General features: G+C 68.4%; 10 protein-coding genes. 8 read left to right on the top strand and 2 right to left on the bottom strand.

Annotation, left to right across the window (positions count from 1 at the left end; genetic code table 11):
- The 3 genes from ACM2XV_RS08340 to gcvP all read left to right on the top strand — a co-directional run.
- Window positions 1–196: glycine cleavage T C-terminal barrel domain-containing protein (locus tag ACM2XV_RS08340; protein WP_487026597.1), on the top strand; the 196-nt coding region annotated here is incomplete at its 5' end.
- Window positions 197–198: 2 nt separating this feature from the next.
- Entirely contained in the window at window positions 199–570 is a 372-nt protein-coding gene (gene gcvH / locus ACM2XV_RS08335; RefSeq protein WP_487026596.1) for a glycine cleavage system protein GcvH, read from the top strand.
- A 74-nt stretch (window positions 571–644) separates the two neighbouring features.
- Entirely contained in the window at window positions 645–3,461 is a 2,817-nt protein-coding gene (gene gcvP / locus ACM2XV_RS08330; RefSeq protein ID WP_487026598.1) for an aminomethyl-transferring glycine dehydrogenase, read from the top strand.
- Between the two features lie 78 nt (window positions 3,462–3,539).
- Here the strand turns inward: gcvP and ACM2XV_RS08325 are convergent, their stop codons facing one another.
- The gene (locus tag ACM2XV_RS08325; protein ID WP_487026595.1) at window positions 3,540–4,532 is read right to left on the bottom strand and encodes a hypothetical protein; all 993 of its coding nucleotides are present in this window, start codon (window positions 4,530–4,532) and stop codon (window positions 3,540–3,542) included.
- Between the two features lie 222 nt (window positions 4,533–4,754).
- Window positions 4,755–5,477: a CPBP family intramembrane glutamic endopeptidase gene (locus ACM2XV_RS08320; RefSeq protein ID WP_487026594.1), complete on the bottom strand. Its 723-nt coding sequence runs from the start codon at window positions 5,475–5,477 to the stop codon at window positions 4,755–4,757.
- Window positions 5,478–5,675: 198 nt separating this feature from the next.
- Here ACM2XV_RS08320 and ACM2XV_RS08315 point away from each other — a divergent pair, with 198 nt between their 5' ends.
- From ACM2XV_RS08315 to ACM2XV_RS08295, 5 genes are all read left to right on the top strand, one after another.
- On the top strand, window positions 5,676–7,304 hold the full coding sequence (locus ACM2XV_RS08315) for a peptide ABC transporter substrate-binding protein (RefSeq protein ID WP_487026593.1): 1,629 nt from the start codon (window positions 5,676–5,678) through the stop codon (window positions 7,302–7,304).
- A gap of 171 nt (window positions 7,305–7,475) precedes the next feature.
- Window positions 7,476–8,405, top strand: a complete 930-nt coding sequence (locus ACM2XV_RS08310; RefSeq protein WP_487026592.1) for an ABC transporter permease — start codon at window positions 7,476–7,478, stop codon at window positions 8,403–8,405.
- A complete protein-coding gene (locus ACM2XV_RS08305) occupies window positions 8,395–9,342 on the top strand; it encodes an ABC transporter permease (RefSeq protein ID WP_344773988.1) in 948 nt (315 codons plus the stop codon). Before ACM2XV_RS08310 ends, ACM2XV_RS08305 begins: the two co-directional genes overlap by 11 nt.
- Complete coding sequence (locus ACM2XV_RS08300) at window positions 9,339–11,123, top strand: dipeptide ABC transporter ATP-binding protein (RefSeq protein ID WP_344773990.1); 1,785 nt, start codon at window positions 9,339–9,341, stop codon at window positions 11,121–11,123. The genes ACM2XV_RS08305 and ACM2XV_RS08300 overlap by 4 nt, the downstream gene beginning before the upstream one ends.
- A 6-nt stretch (window positions 11,124–11,129) precedes the next feature.
- The coding region (locus ACM2XV_RS08295; RefSeq protein WP_487026591.1) for a PH domain-containing protein at window positions 11,130–11,444 on the top strand (315 nt) is incomplete at its 3' end.

The raw sequence follows: 11,444 nt of genomic DNA, 5'->3' as shown, positions 1-11,444 counted from the left end.
CGCCGCCGACGGCGACACCGAGATCGGCGTCGTGACCTCCGGCGCGCTGTCGCCCACGCTCGGGCATCCCATCGCCCTCGCCTATATCGACCCTGCATATCGCGAGCCGGGCACCCGGCTCACCATCGATGTGCGCGGCACCAAGCTTCCCTACACCGTCACCGACGTGCCCTTTTACAAGCGAAAGAAGAGCTGACCATGGCTGCACCCGAGAACCTCCAGTACACGGAAGAGCACGAATGGGTGCTCGTCGACGGCGACGTCGCGACCGTCGGCATCACCGACTACGCGCAGGCGGCGCTCGGTGACGTCGTCTTCGTCGACCTTCCCGCCGAGGGCACCGCGGTCGCGGCCGCATCGGTCGTCGGCGAGATCGAGTCGACGAAGTCGGTGGGCGAGCTGTTCGCCCCGATCGACGGCGAGGTCGTCGAGGCCAACCAGGCCGTCGTCGACAGCCCCGACCTGGTCAATTCCGACCCGTACGGCGCCGGCTGGCTGATCAAGGTGCGCTTCACCGAGCTGCCCGCGCTGCTCGACGCCGCCGCGTACGACGAGCTGACCAGCAAGTGAGCAGCGCCACGCCTGCGAACCGCTCCGTGTTCGCCGACCGACACATCGGCGCCGACGCCGGGCAGACCGAGGCGATGCTCGCGGCCGTCGGCTACGAGAGCGTCGACGCGCTCGTGCGCGCGGCCGTTCCGGGGTCGATCCAGCTGCCGGCCGAGGCCGCTCAGCGGTCGAGCATTCCCGAAGCGGCATCCGAGCGCGCGGCGCTCGCCGAGCTGCGTCGCCTCGCCGCCCGCAACACCGTGAACCGCTCGCTGATCGGCCAGGGGTACTACGGCACGCTGACCCCGGCCGTGATTCAGCGCAACGTGCTCGAGAACCCCAGCTGGTACACGGCCTACACGCCGTACCAGCCCGAGATCTCGCAGGGGCGCCTCGAGGCCCTGCTCAACTTCCAGCAGGCGGTCTGCGATCTGACGGGCCTCGATATCGCCAACGCGTCGATGCTCGACGAGTCGACCGCCGTGGTCGAGGCGATGCTGCTCGCGCGCCGGGCCTCGAAGTCGAAGTCGTCGCGCTTCCTCGTCGACGCCGACGCATTCCCGCAGACGCATGCGCTGCTCGAGGGCCGTGCGGCGGCGGTCGGCATCGAGCTCGACGTGGTTCCCCTCTCCGAAGCCGATGCCGCCGAGCTCGGCGAGTTCTTCGGGGTTTTCGTGCAGTACCCGGGCGCCTCGGGGAAGGTGTGGAACCCGGCATCCGTCTTCGCGGCCGCGCACGAGCAGGGCGCGCTCGCGATCGCCGCGGCCGACCTGCTCGCCGTCGCCATCATCACCCCGCCGGGCGAGCTCGGCGCGGACATCGCGGTCGGCTCATCGCAGCGCTTCGGCGTGCCGATGGGCTTCGGAGGCCCGCACGCGGGCTACATGGCGGTGCGCACCGGCCTCGAGCGCCAGCTGCCGGGGCGCCTCGTCGGGGTCAGCCAGGACTCCTTCGGGAAGCCCGCCTACCGCCTCACGCTGCAGACGCGCGAGCAGCACATCCGTCGCGAGAAGGCGACGTCGAACATCTGCACCGCGCAGGTGCTGCTGGCCGTGATGGCGTCGATGTACGCCGTGTACCACGGGCCGCGCGGCATCCGCGCGATCGCGACCCAGGTGCACGAGACGGCCAGGTCGTTCGCGGAGGAGCTGTCGTCGCACGGTGCGGATGTCACGTCGGCGCAGTTCTTCGACACCGTCCAGGTCGCCGTCGAGGATGCCGACGCCACGGTCAAGGCGGCGCACGACCGCGGCGTGCTGCTGTGGAAGGTCGATGAGGCGACCGTGTCATTCAGCGTCGACGAGGCCGTCGCCGAGGACCCCGAGCCCGTGCTCGCGGTGCTGCGCGAGGTGCTGGCACCGGGAGACGGTCGGCGCACGGACTTCGGGATGGCAGGTCCGGCGATCCCCGACGACCTCGCGCGGGAATCCGCGTACCTCACGCATCCGGTCTTCAACTCGTACCACTCCGAGACCGCGATGATGCGCTACCTCAAGCAGCTCGCCGACCGCGATTACGCGCTCGACCGCGGCATGATCCCGCTCGGCTCGTGCACGATGAAGCTCAATGCGGCGACCGAGATGGCAGCCGTGACCTGGCCGGAGTTCGCGAACGTGCACCCGTTCGCGCCGGCATCCGATGTCGCGGGCTACCTCGAGCTGATCGGCGACCTCGAGGGGTGGCTCGCCGAGCTCACGGGCTACGACACCGTCTCGCTGCAGCCGAACGCGGGCAGCCAGGGCGAGCTCGCGGGTCTGCTCGCGATCCGCGGCTACCACCGTTCGCGCGGCGACGACCAGCGCACGATCTGCCTCATCCCGCAGTCGGCACACGGCACGAACGCCGCCTCTGCCGTGCTCGCCGGCCTGCGCGTCGTCGTCGTGGCGACCGACGCGAACGGAAACGTCGACCTCGCCGACCTGCGGGCGAAGATCGAGGCCAACCGCGACGAGCTCGCGGCGCTGATGATCACCTACCCGTCGACCCACGGCGTGTACGAGCATGACGTCGTCGCGATCACGGATGCCGTGCACGAGGCCGGCGGTCAGGTGTACGTCGACGGCGCGAACCTCAACGCCCTGCTCGGCTACGCGCAGTTCGGGCGCTTCGGCGGCGACGTCTCGCACCTCAACCTGCACAAGACGTTCTGCATCCCGCACGGCGGCGGCGGTCCGGGCGTCGGCCCGGTCGCGGCGAAGGCACACCTCGCGCCGTTCCTCCCTGGGCATCCGCTCGCGCAGTCGAACGAGCACGTCGGGCTCGAGCACGGCGGGGCGCCGGTGTCGGCGGCGCCGTTCGGCTCGCCCAGCATCCTGCCGATCTCGTGGGCGTACGTGCGCATGATGGGCCTTGACGGCCTCACGCGGGCGACGGGGGCGGCCGTGCTCGCGGCGAACTACGTCGCGGCGCGGCTACGCGAGCACTACCCGGTGCTGTATGCCGGCGAGGGCGGGCTCGTCGCGCACGAGTGCATCCTCGATGTGCGCACGCTCTCGGCCGAGACCGGCGTGACCGTCGACGACGTGGCCAAGCGGCTCGTCGACTACGGATTCCACGCGCCGACCATGTCGTTCCCGGTCGCCGGCACGCTGATGGTCGAGCCGACCGAGTCGGAGGACCTCGCCGAGCTCGACCGGTTCTGCGCGGCGATGATCGCCATCGAGCACGAGGCGCGGCAACTCGCCGATGAGGCGTGGCCCGCCGACGACAACCCCCTGCGCGGGGCGCCGCACACGGCGGAATCCGTCATCACGGGGGAGTGGACGCACCCGTACTCGCGCGAGCTCGCGGTCTACCCGGCGGGGCCCGCCCAAGCGCGCACGAAGTACTGGCCGCCGGTCGGCCGCATCGACCAGGCATGGGGCGACAGGAACCTGTTCTGCGCCTGCCCGCCGGTGGAGGCGTTCGCGTAGGGGCGCTCACCGCACGAACTCGTTCCCGTTCCGGACGTGCGCGCCCGCTGCCGCGGGCGCGCACGTCCGGAACGGGAACTACTTGGGGCGTCGCGGTGCCCGCGGCACCCCGTGCTGGTTCGCCAGAGCGCGCAGCAGCACGGGCCGGCGCAGCTCGGGCATACCCCAGCGCATGAAGTCGGAGCCGTCGAGGGCCCGGAGCGCATCTTCTCGACGCTTCTCTTTGACGACGGCCTGCCCCGAACTCATCCCACTCAGGTACTCCTCTTTGAGGTATTTCCCGAGGCCGTCGAACTCGCCGATGAGCGGTCTGCCACTGCGGCTGCGCTTCCATTTGAAGTCGCTGTCGTAGAAGCGGCCGTCAGGCAGGCGGTGGCGGACCTGGAGCTCGGGCACCTCGAACCCGAGCTCGCTGAACAGGACTCTGCTGCCGGACTCACCGGGGGAGCCCGACCGCGCATCGGCGAAGTCGATCAGTTCGAACGCCCGCGTCCGGCCCCACCGGCCCTGCGCATCGACCAGTGCTCGCACCTCGTCTTTCGTCACAGCCTGGGCCGGAACGGCCCGCGGCCCGAGCGCGTGGTCGAGCGCGACGACAGTCGACATCGCGTCCCCGTCGCGCGCGAGATCGGCGATCGTCCGCGCCACATTCGTGACGTAGAACCCCTCCCACTCGAGGAGGTCGTCTGCGTCGAACTCCGAGCGGTGAACGACGACGCCACGCTTGCTGCGTCGCGCGCTCGTTACCGGCTCGAGGATGTCGACCGCACTGGGCCACAGGTCGAGGGTGGGAAGCCCGAGGATCGCCAGCGCCGTGACATGCGAGAACACCACGTCCCGCCGACGCGTCTCGCCCACGGCCACCGCACGGTCGAGGTAGCGCTGTCGAGCCTCGTGCGGTCGCTGATCCCACGGGAGCGAGCCCAGCGGCTCGAGCTTCGGCTGCATGACGCCTCGGCGGAGCCGGGAGATCTCGCCGGTTTCGACCTTGCGCCGCAGAGCGCGGGCATCTGCGTCGGCCCAGGTCGCGCGCGACGTGAGGAGGAGACGGGACTGCTGTGAGCTGTTCACGCGAGACTTCCTAGCGCCTCGCGGGGCGCGCCCGTGGGGGCATCCCCTCGTAATCGTGGACAACTGCGCGTTCGCCGCCGGCTGTGGAAAACGGTCGCGTTCGGAACTCGTTCCCATTCCGGACACGGGTTGCCGCGGCCGCGGGCGCAACCGTCCGGAACGGGAACGAGTTGCGGGGCGGCGCGGCGCCGGGGCGCGGGGGCAGCGCAGCGCCCGGGCGGGTCAGCTGAAGACGCCAGGCCACCACGCGACGGCCAGGGGGTAGCCCACGAAAGACACGATGTCGAGGATCGCGTGGGCCACCACCAGCGGCGCCGTGCGACCCCAGCGCGAGTACACCCACCCGAAGACGACGCCCATGACCGCGTTGCCGAAGAACGGCCCGATGCCCTGGTAGAGGTGGTACGAGCCGCGCAGCACCGCCGAGGCGATGATCGTCGGCCACGTCCCCCACTGGAGCTCGCGCAGCCGAGTGAAGAGGTAGCCCACCACGATCACCTCCTCCTGCAATGCGGCGCGCACGGCGGACAGCACCAAAACGGGGATCGTCCACCAGTGCGTATCGAGCGGCGACGCCTGCACCTCGACCGTGATGCCGGCGAGCCGGCCGAGTGCGTAGAAGCCGAGGCCGGGCAGCCCGATGCAGGCGGCGAGCAGCAGCCCGCCGCCGAGATCGCGCCCAGGCCGCTGCCGGGTGAGACCGATGCGCTCGAAAGCGCTGCGCCCGGGCTCCCACAGCAGATACAGGGCGAGCGCAACGGGGAAGAGGTCGAAGAAGACCCCCAGAAGTTGGTACGTGAGGTCGAGCCACGGCACCGAGGATTGCGCCGCGTTGAGCGCCGTCGACTGCTCGGCGAGGGGCTTTCCCGACGAAAGGTCAGCTAGCAGGGCGACAATCGAATACACAGCGGATGCCCCGAGCGACAGCCCGAGGACAATGGCCAACTCGAACCCGAGCCGCTGTTTTGACCGAGAGATGCTCACGCTGCTCGCGCTTTCGTGGTGGGCGTTACGCGCGTGTAACGGTTCTTGCCCTGGTTTGGCCGCAGGCGCAAAGGATGCATATCTTGCTTTCTGTTAAGAGTGCTGCCGGGGTCCACAAACGCCCTTGCACGCGCCTGCACCATTCCTACAGGAGGAAAATTGAAGATCAAGCGAATCGGAGTGGGGCTCGCCGCCGTTGCCGCAGCGACCGCTCTGACGCTGACCGGTTGCTCCGGCTCGGGTTCCGGCGGAAGCGACAACAGCAGCAGTGCGAAGGCCGACCCGTCGGCAATCATCACCACCAACGGCAATGAGCCGCAGAACCCGCTGATCCCCGGCAACACCACCGAGGTCGGCGGCGGCAAGATCGTCACCTCGATCTTCGAGGGTCTCGTGAGCTACAAGGCCGACGGCAGCACCCAGAACGAGGTCGCGAAGTCGATCACGTCGAGCGACAACAAGGTCTGGGACATCAAGCTCAACGACGGGTGGAAGTTCACCAACGGCGAGCCAGTCACCTCGGACTCGTTCATCGACGCGTGGAACCTGACCGCCAACTCGGCCAACGCCTACGGCGGCAGCTACTTCCTCGACAACATCGAGGGCTTCTCGTACGACAAGCCCGTCACCGCTCTGCCGGGCCTGAAGAAGGTCTCCGACACCGAGTTCACCGTCACCCTGAGCTCGCCGCTGGCTGCGTGGCCGCTGCGTCTCGGCTACTCGGCGTTCTACCCGATGCCGAAGGCCGCCTTCTCGGACCTCAAGGCCTACGGTGAGAACCCGATCGGCGACGGCCCGTACAAGGTGAAGAGCTGGACCCACAACCAGCAGATCGAGCTCGTCACCAACAAGGACTACAAGGGTCACCGCAAGCCGGTGAACGGCGGTCTGACGATCAAGTTCTACACCTCGCAGGACACCGCCTACGCCGACGCCCAGTCCAACGACCTCGACGTGCTCGACGCCGTTCCGGACAGCGCGTTCCAGACCTTCGAGTCCGACTTCAAGGGCCGCGAGGTGAACCAGCCGGCTGCGATCTTCCAGTCGATCACCATCCCGGGCTACCTGAAGCACTTCGGTGAGGACAAGGAAGGCCAGCTGCGCCGCGCCGCGATCTCCGAGGCGATCAACCGCCCGCAGATCACGAAGGTCATCTTCAACGGCACGCGCACCCCGGCCTCCGACTTCACCAGCCCCGTCATCGACGGCTGGTCGAAGAGCATCGAGGGCTCCGACGTTCTGAAGTACAACGCTGACGACGCCAAGAAGCTGTGGAAGGAGGCCGACGCGATCTCCAAGTTCACCGGCACCTTCACCATCTCGTACAACGCCGACGGCGGCCACCAGGCCTGGGTCGACGCGGTCGCGAACAGCCTCAAGAACACCCTCGGCATCGACGCAGAGGGCAAGTCGTACCCCGACTTCGCCTCGCTGCTGAAGGACGAGGACGCCAACAAGATGACCGGTGCCTTCCGCTCCGGCTGGCAGGCGGACTACCCGGGTCTCGACGACTTCCTGACCCCGCTGTACCAGACCGGTGCCGGCTCGAACTACGGCCGCTACTCCAGCAAGCAGGTCGACGACCTGTTCAAGCAGGCCGCTCAGGCCTCGAGCGAGGCGGACGCGAACAAGCTCTACCAGCAGGCGCAGGAGATCCTGTTCAAGGACCTCCCCGCGATCCCGCTGTGGTACTCCAACGAGGTCGGCGTCTGGTCGAGCAGCGTCTCCGACGTGCAGTTCGGCTGGGACTCGGTGCCGCTCTACTACGCCATCAAGAAGGCCAGCTGACCAGCTGAACCAGGGCACTCAGGCCCTTCAAATGAAAACAGCGGCTAGCCTGTAGACAGGTAAATCCGTAAACGATGTGGCGCTCGGGGGAATCCCTCGGGCGCCACATCCTTGACGAACGATGAGACTCATGACTTCGAAGCCCGCTTCACGAAAGCCGGTGCTCGCCTGATGTGGTGGTATTTCCTTCGACGGGTCCTGCAGATGATCCCCGTGTTCTTCGGGGCGACCCTTCTGATCTACTTCATGGTGTTCGCGCTGCCCGGTGACCCGATCCGTGCTCTCTTCGGAGACCACCCGCCGGCCCAGTCCGTCATCGATACGCTGCGGCACCGGTACCACCTCGACCAGCCGTTCATCGTGCAGTACTGGTACTACATCACCGGCCTGCTGCGCGGGGACTTCGGCACCACCTACTCCGGTCAGCGCGTCATCGACGTGATGAAGCAGGCCTTCCCGATCACGGCCCGCCTCGCGGTCCTCGCGCTCGTCTTCGAGGCCGTCGCCGGCATCGTCGTCGGCCTGATCTCCGGGCTGCGCAAGGGCAAGATCTTCGACGGCGTCGCGCTCGTCGTGAGCCTGATCCTGATCTCGGTGCCGGTGCTGGTCACGGGCTTCGTGCTGCAGTTCCTGCTCGGTGTGAAGTGGCACGTCATCAACCCGTCGGTGAGCCCCGGGGCGCCGACGCAGCAGCTCATCCTGCCCGCGATCGTGCTTGCGACGGTCTCGTTCGCCTACATCGTGCGACTGACCCGCGCCAGCGTCTCCGAGAACATGAGCGCCGACTTCGTGCGCACCGCCACGGCGAAGGGGCTCACCCGCACCCGTGTCGTCACCGTGCACATCCTGCGCAACTCCCTCATCCCGGTGATCACCTACCTCGGTGTCGACATCGGAAACCTCATGGTCGGCGCGATCGTGACAGAGGGAATCTTCAACATCCACGGCGTCGGCGGCACCGTCTATCAGGCCGTCACGCGAGGCGAGGGGCCGACCGTCGTGTCGTTCGTCGCGGTGATGGTCCTGATCTTCATGGCCGCGAACCTGCTCGTCGACCTCCTGTACGCCGTGCTCGATCCGAGGATCCGCTATGCCAAGTAACGACATGACGGCGACCCACTACGTCGCCCCGCTCGATGAGACGCCGCTCGTCGCGGTCGACCGGGTCGACGAGAGCGCCAAGACCCGCAGTGCCTGGACCGATGCATGGGATTCCCTGCGCACGAGCCCGATGTTCTGGATCTCCGCAGTGCTGATCGTGCTGATCCTGCTCGTGGCGATCGTGCCGCAGCTGTTCACGCACACCTCGCCGACGCTCGGCTGCGACCTCGACTTCAGCAACGCGTCGCCTCGGGCCGGGCATCCGCTCGGCTTCACCCGCCAGGGCTGCGACGTGTACGCGCGCGTCATCTACGGCACCCGCGCGTCGCTCACCGTCGGCATCCTCGCGACCGTGATCTTCGCCCTGGTGGGCCTGATCATCGGCGCGGTCGCCGGCTACTACGGCGGCTGGCTCGACGCCGTGGTCTCGCGCCTCGGCGACATCTTCTTCTCCGTTCCCTCGGTGCTCGGCGCGATCGTGCTCATGTCGGTGCTGCCGTTCCGCAACGCGACGACGGTGGCGCTGGTGCTCGCCGTGTTCACGTGGCCGCAGGCCGCCCGAATCGTGCGCGGCGCCGTCGTGCTCGCGAAGAACTCCGACTACGTGCTCAGCGCGAAGGCGCTCGGCGTCTCGCGCTTCAAGATCCTGCTGCGGCACGTCGTGCCGAACTCGATCGCCCCGCTGATCGTGCTGGCGACCGTGTCGCTCGGCTCGTTCATCGTGGCCGAGGCGACGCTGTCCTTCCTCGGCATCGGCCTGCCGCCGAGCGTGATGTCGTGGGGTAACGACATCAGCCAGGCGCAGGCGTCGATCCGCACGGCGCCGATGTCCCTGTTCTACCCGGCCGTCGCCCTGTCGATCACCGTCCTCGCATTCCTCATGCTGGGCGACGTGGTCCGCGACGCGCTCGACCCGAAGGCGAGGGCCAACCGATGAGCACCACCACCGCCCCAACGCAAGACGGCCTGCTCTTCGAGGGCGCCGCGCTCGCCCCGGGTGAGCCGCTGCTCGAGATCGACGACCTGCGGGTCTCGTTCCGCACCCAGAGCGGCGGCGACTTCGAGGCCGTGCGCGGCGTCAGCTTCACCGTGAACCAGGGTGAGACCGTAGCGATCGTCGGCGAGTCGGGCTCGGGCAAGTCGACCACGGCGACCGCCGTCATCGACCTGCTCGCCGGCAACGGCAAGGTCACCGGCGGCTCGGCCAAGATGCTCGGCGTCGACCTGACCAAGCTCAGCGACAAGCAGATGCAGTCCGTGCGCGGGCGCGTCATCGGCTATGTCCCGCAGGACCCGATGTCGAACCTGAACCCCGTGTGGAGCGTGGGATTCCAGGTCGAAGAGGCCATCAAGGCGAACAACCCGAAGCTCTCGCGCGGCGACGTCAAGAAGCGCGCGATCGAGGTGCTGAAGGAGGCCGGCCTCGGCGACGCCGACAAGCGCATGAAGCAGTACCCGCATCAGTTCTCTGGCGGCATGCGCCAGCGCGTGCTGATCGGCATCGGCCTCTCGTCGCGCCCGCGCCTGCTGGTCGCCGACGAGCCGACGTCGGCCCTCGACGTGACGGTGCAGCGGGTCATCCTCGACCACCTGCAGACGCTCACCCGCGACTACGGCACGTCGGTGCTGCTCATTACGCACGATCTCGGCCTCGCCGCAGAGCGCGCCGAGAAGCTCGTCGTGATGTACCGCGGCCAGGTCGTCGAGGCGGGCCCGTCGAAGGAGATCCTGGCCGACCCGCGCCACCCGTACACGCAGCGCCTGGTCGCCGCGGCGCCGAGCCTCGCCTCCCGCCGCATCCAGTCGCAGAAGTCGCCGTCGCACGTCGACACGAGCGTGCGCGTGGCAGAGGGCGCGCAGACCGCCGCCATCGACCAGATCGAGCTCGCCGCCGAGCGCCGCGAGGCGCAGGCAGCCGATGCGAAGCCGCTGATCACGTTCGAGAACGTGACGAAGGTCTACAAGATCCGCCAGGGCGGCTTCACGAGCATCGACCTCAAGGCGGTCGACGACATCTCGTTCAGCATTCCGAAGGGCACCACCACGGCGCTCGTGGGCGAGTCCGGCTCGGGCAAGTCGACGGCGTCGAAGCTGCTGCTGAACCTCGAGCCCGTCACGAGCGGCACGATCACGGTCGACGGGCAGGATGTCTCGAAGCTGCGCGGCAAGGAGCTCCTGCGCTTCCGCCGCCGCGTGCAGCCGGTCTTCCAGGACCCGTACGGGTCGCTGAACCCGATGCACAACATCGAGAGCATCATCGCCGAGCCGCTGCTCACCCATGGCATCGGCAACAGCCGTGAGCGCGCCCGCGCGGTGCGCGAGCTGCTCGAGCAGGTCGCTCTGCCGCAGTCGACGGCAGGCCGCTACCCGAACGAGCTCTCGGGCGGTCAGCGCCAGCGCATCGCCGTCGCCCGGGCGCTCGCGCTCAAGCCCGACATCATCGTGCTCGACGAGGCCGTCTCGGCCCTCGACGTGCTGGTGCAGGGCCAGATCCTGAACCTGCTCACCGATCTGCAGGCCGAGCTCGGGCTGACCTACCTCTTCGTCACCCATGACCTCGCCGTCGTGCGCCTCGTCGCCGACAACGTGTGCGTCATGGAGAAGGGGCGGCTCGTCGAGACCGGAACGACCGACGAGATCTTCGACGCGCCGCGCGAGGACTACACGCGTCGCCTGCTCGACGCGATTCCCGGCGCCGGCTTCGAGTTCGGGGCCTGAGCGCCGGTGATCCGAGACGACAAGGGGGCGAATCGGCGCGTCATCCGCGCGGGTTCGCCCCTCGTCACGTTCTGGCTCGTCGTCGTGTGCGTGGTGTTCCTGCTGGGGGATGCCGCGCTGCGGCGCGACGGGGCCGTGTTCGGCATCTCCGTCGCCCCGTGCCTGCTGGCGGTCTGGGGCGCCTGGGTGCTGTTCCTGCGCCCCTGCGTCGTGCTGACGCCCGATTCCATCACGGCCCGCAATATCGGCCGCGTCGTCGAGATGCCGTGGGGGCAGGTCGAGGATGCCAGGCTGCGCTTCGGACTCGTCGTCGACCTCGTC

This window comes from Gryllotalpicola sp. CP2-P1, from assembly GCF_057512245.1.
Note: the sequence above shows the minus strand (reverse complement) of the source record. Positions and strands in the feature narration are given on the sequence as shown.